7 protein-coding genes and 5 tRNA genes are annotated in these 19,617 nt (G+C 44.2%); 7 read left to right on the forward strand and 5 right to left on the reverse strand.

What is annotated here, in order from left to right; genetic code table 11:
- Positions 1 to 273: 273 nt before the first annotated feature.
- From EGC80_RS02150 to EGC80_RS02180, 7 genes are all read left to right on the forward strand, one after another.
- On the forward strand, positions 274 to 9,954 hold the full coding sequence (locus EGC80_RS02150) for a retention module-containing protein (protein WP_124693451.1): 9,681 nt from the start codon (positions 274 to 276) through the stop codon (positions 9,952 to 9,954).
- An 83-nt stretch (positions 9,955 to 10,037) separates the two neighbouring features.
- The gene (locus EGC80_RS02155) at positions 10,038 to 12,215 is read left to right on the forward strand and encodes a type I secretion system permease/ATPase (protein ID WP_101033000.1); all 2,178 of its coding nucleotides are present in this window, start codon (positions 10,038 to 10,040) and stop codon (positions 12,213 to 12,215) included.
- Positions 12,212 to 13,594: an HlyD family type I secretion periplasmic adaptor subunit gene (locus EGC80_RS02160; RefSeq protein ID WP_101033001.1), complete on the forward strand. Its 1,383-nt coding sequence runs from the start codon at positions 12,212 to 12,214 to the stop codon at positions 13,592 to 13,594. Before EGC80_RS02155 ends, EGC80_RS02160 begins: the two co-directional genes overlap by 4 nt.
- Before the next feature lie 21 nt (positions 13,595 to 13,615).
- Entirely contained in the window at positions 13,616 to 15,025 is a 1,410-nt protein-coding gene (locus EGC80_RS02165) for a TolC family outer membrane protein (protein ID WP_101033002.1), read from the forward strand.
- Positions 15,025 to 15,633: an OmpA family protein gene (locus tag EGC80_RS02170; protein ID WP_124013239.1), complete on the forward strand. Its 609-nt coding sequence runs from the start codon at positions 15,025 to 15,027 to the stop codon at positions 15,631 to 15,633. Before EGC80_RS02165 ends, EGC80_RS02170 begins: the two co-directional genes overlap by 1 nt.
- 82 nt (positions 15,634 to 15,715) lie before the next feature.
- Complete coding sequence (locus tag EGC80_RS02175; RefSeq protein ID WP_101033004.1) at positions 15,716 to 16,366, forward strand: transglutaminase-like cysteine peptidase; 651 nt, start codon at positions 15,716 to 15,718, stop codon at positions 16,364 to 16,366.
- A 7-nt stretch (positions 16,367 to 16,373) separates the two neighbouring features.
- Positions 16,374 to 18,296 carry a bifunctional diguanylate cyclase/phosphodiesterase gene (locus tag EGC80_RS02180; RefSeq protein ID WP_124013238.1) on the forward strand — a complete coding sequence of 641 codons (1,923 nt, stop codon included), beginning with the start codon at positions 16,374 to 16,376 and terminating at the stop codon, positions 18,294 to 18,296.
- A gap of 689 nt (positions 18,297 to 18,985) precedes the next feature.
- On the opposite strand, the gene EGC80_RS02185 is transcribed toward EGC80_RS02180, so the two are convergent.
- The 5 genes from EGC80_RS02185 to EGC80_RS02205 all read right to left on the reverse strand — a co-directional run bounded on the left by EGC80_RS02185 (position 18,986) and on the right by EGC80_RS02205 (position 19,591).
- Positions 18,986 to 19,062 (reverse strand) — tRNA-Pro (locus EGC80_RS02185).
- A 73-nt stretch (positions 19,063 to 19,135) separates the two neighbouring features.
- Positions 19,136 to 19,212, reverse strand: a tRNA-Pro gene (locus EGC80_RS02190).
- 73 nt (positions 19,213 to 19,285) lie between these two features.
- Positions 19,286 to 19,362 (reverse strand) — tRNA-Pro (locus EGC80_RS02195).
- A gap of 26 nt (positions 19,363 to 19,388) precedes the next feature.
- Positions 19,389 to 19,464 (reverse strand) — tRNA-His (locus tag EGC80_RS02200).
- A gap of 50 nt (positions 19,465 to 19,514) precedes the next feature.
- Positions 19,515 to 19,591, reverse strand: a tRNA-Arg gene (locus tag EGC80_RS02205).
- Positions 19,592 to 19,617 lie beyond the last annotated feature (26 nt).

Consider the following 19,617-nt stretch of genomic DNA (forward strand, 5'->3'; position numbering starts at 1 on the left):
CTTATCGTGACTTAAAACGTACAACATGGTTAGAATAGACATCATAATAATATCTTTATATATCAAATTCAACACCTTAGTTAACAATCTATTAAACGTCAAAAAATTGACTATTTTAGCAACCAATGATATTATTCTTAGTAGATTGTTTCTAAATTTATTTTAATGTTAATACTATTTATTTTAATGTTAATACTGATAGGTTAATACGCAGATACTTTGCATATTAACCTATTAATATCTTAAGTGTATCAAAGCTGTTGGGAGCTTCAAATGGGATCGATGACTACATCAAAGAATGGAATACTTTCTGCTTCAGAAGGTTCGGTGACAATAACTATTAACAATGAAACCAAGGAACTACAACTTGGTCAGACAGCTCCGGCAGGCGCAATAGTCGCTAGCAGTGATGAGCTTGGTTTTGTTATAACTTTTGATGACGGTACTATTTTTAATAGTGCTAATACTCCTAATGATGAATCACTCATAACACCAGCTGATACTAATAATGATGCGATTGTTGGACAAGCAGCAGATCAACAATCTTTGGATGAAATAGAAGCCTTACAGGCATTGATTGCATCTGGCGAAGACCCAACTGAAGATTTACCAGAAACTGCCGCTGGCACCCCAACTGTCAACCAAGGTGATTCTGGTTATGTTGCTGTAACACGAGATGCTGGCGAGACAATTGCAAATGCAGGCTACGACACGACAGGACAAACTGCTGCCCCAACAGCAGTGACTCAAGAAGAAATTGTTATTGAAAATGATTCCCCATCGATTTTATTAAATGACGTCATTACAGTTAACGAAGATCAAGTTGCTTCTGGCAATGTACTCGATAACGACAGCGATGTTGATTCAGATTTAAGCGTAGTCAGTTTTGAAGTAGATGGTCAAACCTATCCTGCAGGTACAGAAATCGAGCTTGAAGGTGGCGTGCTCGTTATCAATCCTGATGGTTCTTTTACTTTTGCTCCTAATGAAGATTGGAATGGTCAAGTTCCGGTTATTACCTATACCACCAATACTGGCATTACCGCGACACTAACGATTGAAGTTACGCCTGTTGATGATGCGTCTGTACTTGTTAATGACAGCAATAGCGTTGCAGAAGATACTGCCGCCACCGGAAACGTATTAGATAACGACAGCGATGTTGATTCAGATTTAAGCGTAGTGAGCTTTGAAGTTGACGGCCAGACTTATTCTGCCGGTACCGAAGTGACTCTGGATGACGGTGTTTTAGTTCTTAACGCTGATGGCTCGTACACGTTCACGCAAAATGAAAATTGGAATGGCCAAGTCCCTGTCATCACCTATACCACCAATACTGGTGTTACCGCGACACTAACGATTGAAGTTACGCCTGTTGATGATGCGTCTGTACTTGTTAATGACAGCAATAGCGTTGCAGAAGATACTGCCGCCACCGGAAACGTATTAGATAACGACAGCGATGTTGATTCAGATTTAAGCGTAGTGAGCTTTGAAGTTGACGGCCAGACTTATTCTGCCGGTACCGAAGTGACTCTGGATGACGGTGTTTTAGTTCTTAACGCTGATGGCTCGTACACTTTTACACCAAATGAAAACTGGAATGGCCAAGTCCCTGTCATCACCTATACCACTAACACTGGTGAAACCGCGACGCTAACAATTCAAGTCACGCCTGTTAATGATGCGTCTGTACTTGTTAATGACAGCAATAGCGTTGCAGAAGATACTGCCGCCACCGGCAATGTATTAGATAACGACAGCGATGTTGATTCAGATTTAAGCGTAGTGAGCTTTGAAGTTGACGGCCAGACTTATTCTGCCGGTACCGAAGTGACTCTGGATGACGGTGTTTTAGTTCTTAACGCTGATGGCTCGTACACGTTCACGCCAAATGAAAATTGGAATGGCCAAGTCCCTGTCATCACCTATACCATCAATACTGGTGTTACCGCGACACTAACGATTGAAGTTACGCCTGTTGATGATGCGTCTGTACTTGTTAATGACAGCAATAGCGTTGCAGAAGATACTGCCGCCACCGGAAACGTATTAGATAACGACAGCGATGTTGATTCAGATTTAAGCGTAGTGAGCTTTGAAGTTGACGGCCAGACTTATTCTGCCGGTACCGAAGTGACTCTGGATGACGGTGTTTTAGTTCTTAACGCTGATGGCTCGTACACTTTTACACCAAATGAAAACTGGAATGGCCAAGTCCCTGTCATCACCTATACCACTAACACTGGTGAAACCGCGACGCTAACAATTCAAGTCACGCCAACTAACGACGCGCCAACCATTGACGTGGTTGCCAATGACTTTACTGAAAACAGCGCCGTCGATGGCGATGTGGCCGCAACCTACACCACCTTTGATGAAGACGGTGATCTACTGACCGTGGACTTTACCCCAGGCAGCAATGACGACGGTTACTACGCGTTGGTCAACGGCGAAGTGGTATTAACCCAAGCCGGTGCTGACTTCGTTAACAACGGCGGCACGCTGCCTGCGGTTGATTTAACCGTGTCCGATGGCAGCTTAACAGGTCAAGACAGTGACACTCCGGTGATCACTCCTACGAACGATGCGCCCACCATTGACGTGGTAGCCAATGACTTTACTGAAAACAGCGCCGTTGATGGCGATGTTGCTGCAACCTACACTACCTTTGATGAAGACGGTGATCTACTGACTGTTGACTTTACCCCTGGCAGCAATGACGACGGTTACTACGCGTTGGTCAACGGCGAAGTGGTATTAACCCAAGCCGGTGCTGACTTCGTTAACAACGGCGGCACGCTGCCTGCAATTGATTTAACCGTGTCCGATGGCAGCTTAACAGGTCAAGACAGTGACACTCCGGTGATCACTCCTACGAATGATGCGCCTACCATTGATGTTGTCGCCAATGACTTTACTGAAAACAGCGCCGTTGATGGCGATGTTGCTGCAACCTACACCACCTTTGATGAAGACGGTGATCTACTGACTGTTGACTTTACCCCTGGCAGCAATGACGACGGTTACTACGCGTTGGTCAACGGCGAAGTGGTATTAACCCAAGCCGGTGCTGACTTCGTTAACAACGGCGGCACGCTGCCTGCAATTGATTTAACCGTGTCAGATGGCAGCTTAACCGGCCAAGACAGTGACACTCCGGTGATCACTCCTACGAACGATGCGCCTACCATTGATGTTGTCGCCAATGACTTTACTGAAAACAGCGCCGTCGATGGCGATGTGGCCGCGACCTACAACACCTTTGATGAAGACGGTGATTCACTGACGGTGGACTTTACTCCAGGCACCAATGACGACGGTTACTATGCGTTGGTCAACGGCGAAGTGGTGTTGACCCCAGCCGGAGCTGAGTTAGTCAACAGCGGAGGCACCTTACCGCCCGTTGATTTAACCGTGTCCGATGGCAGCCTAACCGGACAAGACAGTGATACCCCAGCGATCACGGCAATGAATGATGACTTCACTGATGCCAACGAAACTCGCAGCATCACAGAAGACAGCCCTGAAGTGACCGGTAATGTGATTGATGGCACCAGTGACGATGGCCCTATTTCAGTCACCACCTTTACTGTCGCGGGCGATGCAACCGTGCATACCGCAGATGGAACCGATGTGGTTATTGCCGGTGTCGGTACCTTTAGCTTAACGGATGCGGGTGTATATACGTTTACCCCAGTCGCCAACTACAACGGCACGGTGCCGGTGATCACTTACACCTTAACCGATGGCTCTGGCGCCAATGACACCTCAACATTGAGCTTAACGGTCACGCCGGTGAACGATGATTTCACTGATAACAATGAAACGCGCACCATTGCAGAAGACAGCCCTCAAGTGACCGGTAATGTGATTGACGGCACCAGTGTGGATGGCCCTATTTCAGTCACCACCTATACTGTCGCGGGCGATACAACCGTGCATACCGCAGATGGAACCGATGTGGTTATTGCCGGTGTCGGTACCTTTAGCTTAACGGATACGGGTGTATATACGTTTACCCCAGTGGCTAATTACAACGGCCCCGTGCCGGTGATCACCTATGTGTTAACCGACGGCTCTGGCGCCAATGACACCTCAACATTGAGCTTAACGGTCACGCCAGTGAACGATGATTTCACTGATAACAATGAAACGCGCACCATTGCAGAAGACAGCCCTCAAGTGACCGGTAATGTGATTGACGGCACCAGTGTGGACGGCCCTATTTCAGTCACCACCTTTACTGTCGCGGGCGATGCAACCGTGCATACCGCAGATGGAACCGATGTGGTTATTGCCGGTGTCGGTACCTTTAGCTTAACGGATACGGGTGTATATACGTTTACCCCAGTGGCTAATTACAACGGCCCCGTGCCGGTGATCACCTATGTGTTAACCGACGGCTCTGGCCCGACTGACACGTCTACCTTGACCATCACCGTGAGCCCAGTGAACGATAACTTCACTGACGCGAACGAAGTAATTTCAGTGGCAGAAGACAGCGGCGCAACCACCGGCACCGTATTAACGGGCACCAGCTCAGTTGATGGTCCTGTGACCGTACACAGCTTCAGCATCGACGGCGTGACTGGCCCATTGACCTTAGGTCAAGCGGTGATAATTGCCGGTGTCGGTAGCTTTACATTAAGCGCCAATGGCGCATACAGTTTTACTCCAGTGGCTAATTACAACGGTCCCGTGCCGGTGATCACCTATGTGTTAACCGACGGCTCTGGCCCGACCGACACCTCGACCTTGACCATCACCGTGAGCCCAGTGAACGATGATTTCACTGACGCGAACGAAGTGATTTCAGTGGCAGAAGACAGCGGCGCAACCACGGGCACTGTATTAACCGGCACCAGCTCAGTTGATGGTCCGGTGACCGTACACAGCTTCAGCATCGACGGCGTGACTGGCCCATTGACCTTAGGTCAAGCGGTGATAATTGCCGGTGTCGGTAGCTTCACATTAAGCGCCAATGGCGCATACAGCTTTACTCCAGTGGCTAATTACAACGGTCCCGTGCCGGTGATCACCTATGTGTTAACCGACGGCTCTGGCCCGACCGACACCTCGACCTTGACCATCACCGTGAGCCCAGTGAACGATGATTTCACTGACGCGAACGAAGTGATTTCAGTGGCAGAAGACAGCGGCGCAACCACGGGCACTGTATTAACCGGCACCAGCTCAGTTGATGGTCCGGTGACCGTACACAGCTTCAGCATTGACGGCGTGACGGGCCCATTGACCTTAGGTCAAGCGGTGATAATTGCCGGTGTCGGTAGCTTCACATTAAGCGCCAATGGCGCATACAGCTTTACCCCAGTGGCTAATTACAATGGTCCCGTGCCGGTGATCACCTATGTGTTAACCGACGGCTCTGGCCCGACTGACACGTCTACCTTGACCATCACCGTGAGCCCAGTGAACGATAATTTCACTGACGCGAACGAAGTGATTTCAGTGGCAGAAGACAGCGGCGCAACCACCGGCACCGTATTAACGGGCACCAGCTCAGTTGATGGTCCTGTGACCGTACACAGCTTCAGCATCGACGGCGTGACTGGCCCATTGACCTTAGGTCAAGCGGTGATAATTGCCGGTGTCGGTAGCTTTACATTAAGCGCCAATGGCGCATACAGCTTTACTCCAGTGGCTAATTACAACGGTCCCGTGCCGGTGATCACCTATGTGTTAACCGACGGCTCTGGCCCGACCGACACGTCTACCTTGACCATCACCGTGAGCCCAGTGAACGATGATTTCACTGACGCGAACGAAGTGATTTCAGTGGCAGAAGACAGCGGCGCAACCACGGGCACTGTATTAACCGGCACCAGCTCAGTTGATGGTCCGGTGACCGTACACAGCTTCAGCATTGACGGCGTGACTGGCCCATTGACCTTAGGTCAAGCGGTGATAATTGCCGGTGTCGGTAGCTTTACATTAAGCGCCAATGGCGCATACAGCTTTACTCCAGTGGCTAATTACAACGGTCCCGTGCCGGTGATCACCTATGTGTTAACCGACGGCTCTGGCCCGACCGACACCTCGACCTTGACCATCACCGTGAGCCCAGTGAACGATAACTTCACTGACGCGAACGAAGTGATTTCAGTGGCAGAAGACAGCGGCGCAACCACGGGCACTGTATTAACCGGCACCAGCTCAGTTGATGGTCCGGTGACCGTACACAGCTTCAGCATCGACGGCGTTACTGGCCCATTGACCTTAGGTCAAGCGGTGATAATTGCCGGTGTCGGTAGCTTTACATTAAGCGCCAATGGCGCATACAGCTTTACTCCAGTGGCTAATTACAACGGTCCCGTGCCGGTGATCACCTATGTGTTAACCGACGGCTCTGGCCCGACCGACACGTCGACCTTGACCATCACCGTGAGCCCAGTGAACGATAATTTCACTGACGCGAACGAAGTGATTTCAGTGGCAGAAGACAGCCGCGCAACCACGGGCACTGTATTAACCGGCACCAGCTCAGTTGATGGTCCGGTGACCGTACAAAGCTTCAGCATCGACGGCGTTACTGGCCCATTGACCTTAGGTCAAGCGGTGATAATTGCCGGTGTCGGTAGCTTTACATTAAGCGCCAATGGCGCATACAGCTTTACTCCAGTGGCTAATTACAACGGTCCCGTGCCAGTGATCACCTATGTGTTAACCGACGGCACTGGCCCGACTGACACGTCTACCTTGACCATCACCGTGAGCCCAGTGAACGATAATTTCACTGACGCGAACGAAGTGATTTCAGTGGCAGAAGACAGCGGCGCAACCACGGGCACTGTATTAACCGGCACCAGCTCAGTTGATGGTCCTGTGACCGTACAAAGCTTCAGCATCGATGGCGTGACGGGCCCATTGACCTTAGGTCAAGCGGTGATAATTGTCGGTGTCGGTAGCTTTACATTAAGCGCCAATGGCGCATACAGCTTTACTCCAGTGGCTAATTACAATGGTCCCGTGCCAGTGATCACCTATGTGTTAACCGACGGCACTGGCCCGACTGACACCTCGACCTTGACCATCACCGTGAGCCCAGTAAACGATGCACCTGTTATTGATGATTACAGCAGCACAATCAATGACTCTATTGCTAATGGCATTAACGTATATGACGTTAATGATGCCAATACTGGAAATGATACTGATATCGACGGTGACACATTGTCTTATTCTTTTGTGCTTGCTAATGGATCAAATAGTCTAATTAGCGCAGATGGTGCCTTCATCATTAATGCACAGACGGGGGTAATTTCTGTTAATGATACAACGCAAATTAACTACGACAATGGTAGCCAAATTAGCCTAACCGTTAAAACAAGTGATGGCAGCTTAACTGATACTGCAATTGTGACTTTTAATCTTAACAATGTTGATGCTATTGATGATCTTCCAGGATCATCGTATTCAGTAACCACAGGGTCAAGTACCGCTTGGGCAATCCCACAGTCTAACGGCCAAAGCCTAATGAGGATTTCAGCGCGCACAGCGGATTGTTCAATGGGCGCAGTAAACATTGAACCAGGCTCTAACAAGCTCGGTGTGGCGGGTTCGCCACGTACCTCTGATCAGGTAACAGGACAAATCGAGTATGATTCGGCTACAGGTACATCTGAAGCGATTGTTGTTGATTTTAATGGCCTAGTTAATCAGGCGACATTTAACGTCACTAACCTATTTTCAAATGAAAATAATGGTGAGCAAGGTGTTTGGAAGGCTTATTACAATGGACAATTAGTCGCAAGTGAAACGTTTAAGACAACTTCTGGTGATGCTGGTACCTTTAACATTAACATCGGTAATATTGTCTTTGACCAATTAGTGTTTGAAGCAACACAGACAATTAATGAAGCGACTAATGGTAGTGCCTTAACTGACTCATCAGATTACTTCTTAACGGGCATTACAGCGTCTGGACCAGCGATTATGGGCACTTATATGGTCTCTGAAGATGGCGTACTATCCATTACAGACACAAGCCTAGGCCTATTAAACAATGACTCTGATGCCCAAGATAATACATTTACGCTAACTGGGGTAAATGGAGCCGTCGTTACTGATGGCCAGATTGTTTTGTTAGATAGCGGCGCACAGCTAACTATTCACAGTAATGGCACTTATTCATATGACACCAACGATTCATTTGAAGTACTTACCGCTGGGCAACTTGCAACTGATACCTTTACTTATACGGTAACGGATCAATATGGCGCTACCGACACTGCGACAGTGACGATTAACATTGTTGGCGAAGCAGACGCTAGTTCCACTTATGTCAGCTATAACGGTAACCCTGGCAATGACATTATTGAGGGAACGCAAAGTAACGATATTATTATTAGTGATCAACAAGGCTTACAGATTGTTGCTGGTGAGAATTACAATATTGCATTTATTTTCGATACTTCCGGCAGCATGAGAGGGGTAATAGCAGAAGCGATAACTCAGCTGGAATCCGTCTTTGAATCACTCGCGAATAGTGCCACTGGCTCTCATAGTGGTATTGTTAACGTATTACTGACTAATTTTGCCACAGGTACAAATTATTCAGTGTCAGTTAACATGGACGATCCAAAAGCTGTTGAAACTTTAATGGCAAAACTTAACTCAGCTGGTGCATCAGGCTCCACAAATTATGAAGCTGGATTTGAGTCGGCAATAGACTGGTTTACTGGTTCAGCAATCCAACAAAATGTGGGAAATAATATTTCTTATTTCATTACTGATGGTTCACCAAATGTCCAGACCGTTGATAGAGATGTATCTAAAGTATTAATTGGCCATGACGCGACCACAAACAGTTATGTGAACTTGAGTGAACTAATAGGTACAAACTATAGTAAAGGCACAATAATTCGCTTTGATAACGAAATTGTTGTCAATTCTAACGGTGCTGTTTATTCACCTTATACAGGCGCTAAAATTGGCCAAATTAGTTTTGATGGTAATAATAAATTCACTGGCTATACCGATAGTGGAACAAATAGTACTAATCAAGCCGTACACACGTTCAACCTGCTCGCTGCAGTGTCTGAAGTTGAAGCGATAAGCTTAGCCAGTGCAAACGGTGGCACCACCGTTAATGAAGCAAACTTGAAAATATACGATACAGATGGAAGCGTAAGAGCGTCAATTGATGTCTCTGATCTATCTAGTGTTATTACTGGCTCTGAGACACTGCAATCACAAGGTGATGATGACACAAGTGGCAATGAAGGTAATGACATTATCTTTGGTGACTTAGTCAGATTTAGCGGTTCATCAGAGCAAGGATATGTCGCTTTACAAACTTATGTGGCCGACAAAACAGGCCAAAAAGTTGCAGATGTTGATGTTAGAGCAGTACATGATTATATTCGTGGTCATGTAAATGAGTTTAATATCAATAATCAAAATGACGGTAACGACATTCTAAATGGTGGTACTGGTAATGATATATTATTTGGTCAGGGCGGGAACGATGTTCTCAATGGGGGCGAAGGTAATGACTTACTTATCGGTGGCCTAGGTGATGACACGCTCATTGGTGGTCTGGGTAATGACACCTTTGTATGGTCTAAGGGCGATACTGGTACAGATACGATTAAAGACTTCGAAGTTAACAATGACTCTCTTCATATCAGTGATTTATTACAAAATGAACAGAACGGTGACTTAGAGTCCTACCTTGAATTCTCGTTCAGTAATGGCAGCACGACAATTTCTATCGATGCCGACCTTGATGGTAATGTTGACCAATTGATTGTACTTGATGGTGTAGATCTATCGCAGGAATACGCTAGCACCACTGAAGGAGTTATCATTAACGGTTTACTTAATGATGGCGCACTCATTGTTGATACTGCTACAGTCAATCCGGCCCCGTCGCCAGGAACTAACCATGCAGATCTATTTGATCAACATAATGGAAATATTATTCCTTAATAACAACAAATTGACTGCGTCACAGAGTATTATGTGACGCATATTTGCTTATTCTAACAATAAATATTAAGGATAATGATTAGGTGCCTAACCTTGCGTCTAACACAAGTGAGCAGTGGACCATTTCTGCTTCCCAACGGGTAACGGTCGATCCTTTACTCGACTGTTTAGTTTTATTAACTGAGCATTTTGGAAGCCCTTGCTCAATAGATTCCCTTGCGGCAGGTCTTCCGCTATCTGGTGCCGTCATCACACCCGACTTAATCCCTCAAGCAGCGGCTCGAGCTGGACTATCAGCTAAATTATCACGTAAAGATTTGAATCAGATTTCTGAAATATTATTACCTTGTATCTTGTTATTAAAAGATAAAAAGGCCTGTATTCTTCGACAAATCGATCTAGAGCAAGACAAAGTCATTATTCAATTACCCGAAACGGGCGGCGAACAAACCCTGACAATTGAAGGGTTAGAAACCTTATACGTCGGCTATTTATTTCTAGTTAAACAAGATTATCGCGGTGATAAAAGTTTTGATGTTCACCTGCATGACAGCAGTACACATTGGCTAATGCAAAGTATCAAAGACTCTGCCCCCATTTACCGAGATGCCCTTATAGCCTCAGTATTAGTTAATCTGTTTGCATTGGTTTCACCACTATTCATTATGAATGTCTATGACAAAGTAGTACCCAATCTTGCATTTGAATCACTTTGGGTTTTAGCTATAGGGGCAGGCATCGCCTATATATTTGACTTTATCATGCGTCAGTTACGCAGCTATTTAATCGATATTGCAGGCAAAAAAGTCGACATTATTGTTTCTTCAAAATTATTTGCCAAAGCTATTGGTATTCCGTTATCAAAACGTTCACCCAGTGTTGGTGGCATGGCCAGACAATTAGGTGAGTTTGACAGTATTCGAGAGTTTTTAACCTCAGCAACCATCACCACACTCGTTGACCTGCCATTTGCATTGCTATTCGTGTTCATCATTTATATTGTTGCTGGCGATTTAGCCATTATTCCAGTGATTGGCAGCCTAATTATTATTGCAGTAACCTTTTATATACAACCTAAACTAAAACTGGCAATTGAAGAAAGTAATCGCTTTTCAAGTTTAAAACATGGTCATTTGATTGAAAGTTTAACCGCATTAGAATCAATTAAAGCCAACGGTGCCGAAGGATTAGTACAAAAAAGCTGGCAACAAATGATCGGCCATACCGCCAATTGGCAACTAAAAACCAAAAAACTGTCTAATTATGTCAGTCATATTGCTAATTTTATGGTGCAATTAACTGTTGTGCTCGTCGTGGTATTGGGCGTATATCGATTAGCTGAAAACGAAATATCCATGGGTGGGATTATTGCCGCGGTCATGCTATCAAGCCGAGCCATCGCCCCCATGGCTCAATTAGCTGGGTTAATTACCCGTGGCAATCATACAATGAGTTCACTGCGCCAATTAGACGCGATTATGGAACAAGAAGATGAGTTTGAAGACAAAGGGAACCTAGCAAGCAAAGAACGATTTATGGGGAAAATAGAGGCTGATAATATCAGTTTTAGCTTTCCTGGTTCCGAAAAGCCCAGCTTACATCCTTTATCAATAAGTATTAATCCTGGTGAACGTATCGCCATTATTGGCCGTAATGGCTCAGGTAAAAGTACCTTAGCCAAATTACTACTAGGATTATACAAACCGACTCAAGGCAGCCTGCGCTATGACGGCCTAGATGCAGGACAAATTCACCCTAGTGATCTTAGACGTAACTTTGGCTATCTACCTCAAGACGTCACCTTGTTTCACGGTACGATCCGCGACAATATTTTATTCGGCTCTCGTCAAGTGACTGAACATCAATTAATAAGAGCTATCCAGCTTTCTGGTGTGAGTATGTTTACTAACCTAGAATCAGAAGGTTTAGATCAACAAGTTGGCGAGGGAGGCTTGTCATTGAGCCGAGGTCAACGACAAACGGTAGCCTTAGCCAGAGCAACATTAAATGACCCATCCATATTATTAATGGATGAACCTACAGCAAGCCTTGACGCCCGAGCAGAAAAACAGTTTATTCGCTCAATGCAACTTGTTAGTCGCGATAGAACATTATTACTCATTACCCATAAGATGCATTTATTAAATCTAGTCGATCGTATTATTGTGCTCGAACGGGGTCATGTGGTGGAAGATGGTCCTAAAGAAGAAGTTCTGGCTAAACTTAATTCTGGGACAATTTCTGGAGTCCAAAACTCATGAGTAAGAATCTTACTACTGCAGACTTAGAAATGGTTGATGACGTTTACGGTGCCATGATGACCGATGCCCCTTCAGGACATCGTCTTATCATTTGGTCACTGGCTGCAATGATGGTGTGCTTTGTTATTTGGGCTTATTTCTCGGAATTAGATCAGGTAACAACTGGGATCGGTAAAGTTATTCCATCTTCACAAATTCAAATTATTCAAAGTTTAGATGGCGGTATTTTACAAAACATCTACGTCCAAGAAGGAGGCATGGTCACCAAAGGACAGTCTTTAGCCCGTATTGATGACACTCGATTTCGCTCTGATTTCGACCAACAAGAACAAGAAGTCTTCGGATTACAAACCAACATTATTCGGATGCGCACTGAATTAGACAGCATTATTATCTCCGATATGTCTTCAGACTGGCGCGAACAAGTCAAAATCACTAAACAAAACTTGCTCTTTTCGCAGACCATTATTGACGAGGAGCCTGAACTGGTTAAGCGTCAACAAGAAGAATATTCTATTCGGCTTGATAATTTAAGTAACCAATTAGAAATTCTGGTGCGTCAAATCCAACAACGCCAACAGGAAATTGAAGAATTAGCGTCCAGAATTGGTACCCTTACAACAAGTTACCAATTAGTATCACGCGAGCTTGAATTGACTCGGCCGCTGGCCCGTAAAGGAATTGTCCCTGAAGTTGAACTGCTCAAACTTGAGCGCACAGTGAATGATATTCAAGGTGAATTACAATCTGTGAGGCTTTTGCGGCCCAAGGTCAAAGCCTCAATGGATGAAGCCATCTTAAAACGTCGAGAAGCGGTGTTTGTTTATGCCACAGATTTACGTGCACAACTCAATGAAATGCAAACCAAATTATCTCGGATGAATCAGGCACAAAAAGGCGCGTTTGATAAAGTCAGTAAAGCCGTCATTACCTCGCCAGTTATTGGAACAATTAAAAAGATTAATTTTAATACTTTGGGTGGTGTTGTGCAGCCAGGCGAAGAGATTATGGAAATTGTGCCATCAGAAGATAAACTACTGATAGAAACTAAAATCACCCCTAAAGATATTGCTTTTTTACATCCAGGATTGCCAGCCATAGTGAAAGTTACCGCTTATGACTTCACTCGTTATGGTGGACTAAAAGGCACCGTTGAACATATTAGCGCCGATACATCACAAGATGAAGAAGGTAACAGTTTCTATATTGTAAAGGTACGAACAGAAGAATCCCGTTTATTGAAAGACAATGGCACAGAGATGCCAATAATCCCAGGGATGCTGACATCGGTCGATGTCATCACGGGAAAAAAATCCATACTTGAGTACATATTAAATCCAATTTTAAGAGCGAAAGATACCGCTCTTAGAGAGCGCTAAGAAGACCGGGAGGGTTTTTTAATGATAACTATTATAAATCAGCAAAAAAAGCTGAGTATGATTGCATTGGCTTTATCAATATCGATAGCGCCAGCAGTCTCAAGCCAAACACTTGAGCAAGCAGTTGCACATACGCTAGACACAAACCCAGATTTACGTATCGCTTTTAATCGTTTTAAAGCGCGCGAAGAGCAAGTTAATCAGGCTGAAGCTGGCTACATGCCAACCTTAGATATTTCTGCTGGCTATGGCTGGGAGCAAACCGATAGCCCTTCGACTCGGCGTAAAGCAGGTCAAGGAGATGTAGATAATGACGGTATGATTGATTTAGAACGTGGCGAAGCCGGTTTTAGTATCAAACAAATGCTATTTGATGGTTTTTATACCAGTAGCGAAGTCGATCGTTATTCGTTTGAAGCCAGTGCTGATCAGTGGGCATTATTTTCCGCCGCTGAAGATATTGCATTGGATGTTGCAAAAGTCTACTTAAACTACATCCGCAGTGAACAAGTATTACTGCTATCAGAGAAAAACCTCGCCAGTCATAAAGAGATTTATGATCAAATAAAACAGCGCACAGATTCTGGATTAGGATCGATAGCAGATTTATCGCAAATCACTGGTCGCCTTGCCCGCGCAAACGCCAATGTGATTTCAGCTAAAAATAATTTAAAAGATACTCGTGCAACCTTTATCAGAATTGTTGAAGCACAGCCTGACGACTTAATCCTGCCAGTGCCTGATGCCGATATGCTCCCGGAAAGCTTAGAACAAGGGCTCATGTCAGCAAAATCGAAACACCCTGTGTTAAAGTCAGCAGCAAATGACATTAATGCCGCTAAAAAAGAGCGTAGCTCAGCCAAAGCCAACTATTTTCCACAATTAAGTCTAGAGCTTAATGGTAACTGGAATAATGATACTGACGGCGAAGACGGCTACAGCACATTTAATAACCAAAATGTTAACGGCTATAACAATGATTTAGTTGCTATGGTTCGGGTTAAATATAACCTTTTTTCTGGTGGCAAAGATGTCTCTAGAGATAGAGAAACGGCCTATAAAATTAACGAAGCTAAAGAGATCCAACAACGTGCTTATCGTCAAGTGGTTGAAGGTGTTTCTCTCGCTTGGAATGCCTATGAAATGCTCGCCCCACAAAAACAATTTATACGTGAACACGTTGTGGCGGCAAAACAGACTCAAGTGGCTTATGAGCAACAATTTAACTTAGGTCAACGTACCCTTCTGGATTTACTCGATACTGAGAATGAACTATTTGAAGCGCGCAAAGATTACTTGAAAACCGAGTATGACGAAATTGCGGCTCGCTATAGAGTACTCAATTCGACTGGCGATCTACTCGACTCACTTCGAGTAACACGTCCAGGAGAATGGCGTGGTGAGCAAGATTATGAGGGAGGTGTTAAGTAATGAAATATCTAATGATTTTACTCGCATTGATTACAACTGCAGGTTGTTCAGTCAACGATATTGTCGAGCCTACTGCGTCTACACCACAAAAATTTGATCTTGCTGACAATGATCGTGATGGTGTGATAATGGCTCGCGAACGTTGTGCGGATACTATTATTGATGCCGCTGCAGACAACTACGGTTGTGGTAGCATAAAAGACATCAATGAACGCCAAGAGTTAAAGATTCTATTTAGCAATAATTCTGCGGTTATCGATCATCAGTATTATGATCAAATTGAACTCGTCGCTAAAATAATGCAAACCGACCCTACCACTAAGGTGACAATTGAAGGTCATACCAGCAAAATTGGAAGCTATGAGCTTAATTTAGCCTTATCTCAGAAACGTGCTAAAGCTGTCATTGAAGTGTTAGAAAACACATTTGGTATCGATGCAAGTCGTTTAGACGCCATTGGTTATAGTTTTGATCGCCCTATCGATAACAGTGGTACGCCAGAAGCCGAACGACGTAATCGTCGCGTGATCGCTGAAGTCGCAACCGATGATACCATTCCAGCAATGAGATGGAATATCTACACTGTCGACGAGAAAATGGAAGAGTGATAAATAAGGCATTGATTCTTTGAGTCATGAAGACAGCAAAGTAATCACATCGCTGTATAAAAGGGTCTGTCATTTTTCTATTATGGCATCGGCCCTTTTAGTTTCATGTTTATATGCGGCACCGACTCAAGAATTAAACCAGCAAAAAACCGTTTCAGCATTGTCGGAACGTTATGGCGATAGAGCAGGATTACGAGCAAATGCTTGGTTTAAAATCGTTAATGATTCACAGAAACTTGCTGAAATAGAGAAATTAGAAAAAGTTAATCAGTTCTTTAACTTATTTCGATTCATTGATGATCAAACACTATGGGGCGATTCCAATTATTGGGCTTCGCCGATGGAGTTTATTGGGGCTAATGGGGGGGATTGTGAAGATTTTTCAATCGCGAAATACTTTACGCTTCTTCAACTTGGTATTCCTGAAGATAAACTCAGGATCACCATGGTAAAAGCAACATCGTTGAACCAGTATCATATGGTGTTAGCGTATTACGAAAAGCCTAATTCGATCCCGTTAGTGCTCGACAATTTAGATAAAACCATAAAGCTGGCAACGAAACGAAAAGATCTGCTGCCTGTTTATAGTTTTAATGGTCAACAATTATGGTTAAACAAAGAAAAAGGCCGAGGTGTGTTAGCTGGCTCATCATCACGCCTTGAAAAATGGACTGACCTTAAACTTAGATTAGGTGTAGACCGCTTACGCCAACCCAAACTCAACATGGAGTAGTGAATACATGACCCTGTTCAGGCAGATCTATGCGTTACTTTTCGGGCTTTTCTTGTTAACGATTGCAAGCGTAGCCTATGTACAATTTTCAGAGACTCAAAGTTTTTTAACACAACAGATGGAATCTGATCTCAATAATACCAGTAACTCATTAGGATTAATGTTAACGCCTGTTTTAGAAGCTGGTGATGATGCTGGAGCAGAAACATTAGTCAATGTTATTTTTGAGGGCGGCTATTATCAACAAATCAAATTAACTTGGTTAGTTGATGGCAAGCAGCAAGTGTGGAATAACGCTATTCGAGTAAATAATGTTCCTCAATGGTTTATCGATCTTAACTTGTTTAAAACCATTAACAAAAAAACCACTATTACCTCTGGTTGGTTACAACTTGCCACGCTGGAAATTACTGCCCACCCCGGTTTTGGTTATCATGAACTATGGCGGACCATTTCAAATATTCTGATCCTATTTTCAATTTTATTTCTCATTGCCATCATATGTGCAAGGGTGGGACTCAGTTGGATTTTAAAACCATTAAATACCCTTTCTGTACACGCAAAAAAAATTGCCGAGCGCCAATTTGGTCCCGATATGCCAGCGCCAAAAACAAAGGAACTGAAAGAGCTAGTCAATGCATTTAACAGTATGTCTGCTCAATTAAAACAAGTCTTTAACTCCCTTGACGAAGAAGTTTCCGCATTAAGAAAGAAAAATCTCGTCGATCAAGTCTCAGGACTGCCAAATAGGCAGTATATGGTCAGTCGAGTCAATGGCTGGTTAAGCGAGCCCAGTACTGGTGCGCTTTATTTAGTCAAAATGGATTGGCTAGAAGACGTTTATAGCAAATACGGTTTCCAAGTTCGCGATGAGACCATTCGTATTCTGGCTCAGAAATTACAGCATCACCAGGATGAAATATCCTCCTCTGTTATCGCTCGTATTGCTGCGTATGAATTCGCCTTCCTTGTTGAAGATTGTGAACATGATCAACTGACGAAGTATTTACAAAGCCTAATACGTACTGTTAATAAAGAAATATCTAAATCTGGCTGTAAACCAAACGAACAGTTTTATATTGGTGTAGCAGAGCGCCTAGGGCAAATGACAGTATCAGATATGTTGGCACAAGCAGATAACGCACTCCAACAGTCCATTAAAGACGGCAAAGTGTTTCATTGGTTTGAAAATACTCAACAGCAACTGTTTACCCGAGAGGAATGGCGCAGTAATTTAAATCACGCGATAAAGAACAAAAAATTCCAATTCCGTTGGCAGCCTATTCAGCTTTGTGCCAGAGATGAAATTTGTCAGCGTGAGCTTTTTTGCCAACTGCAAATAGGTGACAAGACCCTCCATGCAGGACAATTTGTACCCTACATAGAGTTACTATCATTAGGTACAATGTTTGATCGCTGTTTGATAGAAACCGTCAATGAACATCGTTTACTTGAACGTAATTATGAACGAGTCGCCATCAATCTGACTTATCAAAGTATTAGCGATGCTGATTTTCATCTTTGGCTAAAACAGTTCCTTCGAACCAATAAATACCCTGAGCGTATTTGCTTTGAAATCCCCGAAGCGAGTGTGTATAGCGATTTAGAATCCTGTGAAAGTCTGTGTAAAGTCATTCGAGACTCTGGCGCTCACTTTGGTATAGACCATTTTGGTCGCCAATTTGGTTCAATGGCCTACTTGCAAAGCTTGCGACCAAACTATGTCAAACTTGACCAGTCACTGGCTTATATTGAAGATAATCAACACAGCAGTGAATTATGCCGCGCTTTAGTCAATGTCGCTAAAGGGTTAGATATTCAAGTGATCGTGACAGGAATCCAAGAAGCAACCCAATTGACAAGATTTACTGATCTCAGAGTCGATGCTTATCAAGGCTTTATTGTACCGCCAGTCAATGTGAAGTTATAAGTGGTATAGATTGATTAACTCACTCGTATTAACCACTCTTCGGAGTGGTTTTTTTATGTCGCGGTTATTGACTCACAAGCCATTGACTCAAGGCTATGAACTCAGCCGTTAACTCACTGCGGTTATTGAGCAAAAAATAGTGAATGGCTTGCCCAGTCTCGATAACACGGCGCAACCCCCTCTGTGGAAGATTGGCGCAACTCATGCCATGATTATACGCTGCGGGACAACGACTACAGCGTCATGCCACCTAACGGCCAAGCTTATGCCACAGTATTGAGCCATACCATTATATGAGATCAAACATAGCCTAAATGTTAGGGTAAATAGGCAAGGTCTACTGGTAGACAAAGGCTAACTTAAGTTCGGGATAATAAACGGTTATCAAGCAGTTCTTTGTCCTGCTATCTGCCTTGCATTTACTTGCAATAGACTTGAAAGTAAATGCAATAGACTGGCTATTGGCGCAGTGGTAACGACGTGAGGCGCCTTGTTAACAAAATAAATAGCAAGTTTGATATAAATTTAGGTGAAATTTGCTTATTTTAGCTTACTCCCCCTCTATTAACTTAAGTTGAGGTTCGTTACGTTTAATCTTGGAATATTAGCTATCAAATATATGATTGTAATTAATGATCAATATCGCCAAAAACAAAAAAGCCACTCATTAGAGTGGCTTTTTGTTAAATTGGTCGGTGATAGAGGATTCGAACCTCTGACCCTCTCGTCCCAAACGAGATGCGCTACCGGGCTGCGCTAATCACCGAGATTTTTACTTGAAAACAAGTCTGATATTTATTTAACTTAGAGGCTAAATTCGCTATAAGAAAGCGGGAATGTGGTCGGTGATAGAGGATTCGAACCTCTGACCCTCTCGTCCCAAACGAGATGCGCTACCGGGCTGCGCTAATCACCGAGATTTTTACTTGAAAACAAGTCTGATATTTATTTAACTTAGAGGCTAAATTCGCTATAAGAAAGCGGGAATGTGGTCGGTGATAGAGGATTCGAACCTCTGACCCTCTCGTCCCAAACGAGATGCGCTACCGGGCTGCGCTAATCACCGAAATATACATAAAACAACAAATTGAATGGGGTGACTGATGGGGCTCGAACCCACGACAACCGGAATCACAATCCGGGACTCTACCAACTGAGCTACAATCACCACTGATATCAATTCTACTAACCAATACGAAAGAACCACTACATGCCGAATGGTGCGCCCAGAAGGATTCGAACCTTCGGCCTTACCCTCCGGAGGGGTACGCTCTATCCAGCTGAGCTATGGGCGCTCGCCTTGGTTAGCGAGGCATATAAT

It is taken from the genome of Shewanella psychromarinicola, from assembly GCF_003855155.1.
GTDB lineage: Bacteria > Pseudomonadota > Gammaproteobacteria > Enterobacterales > Shewanellaceae > Shewanella > Shewanella psychromarinicola.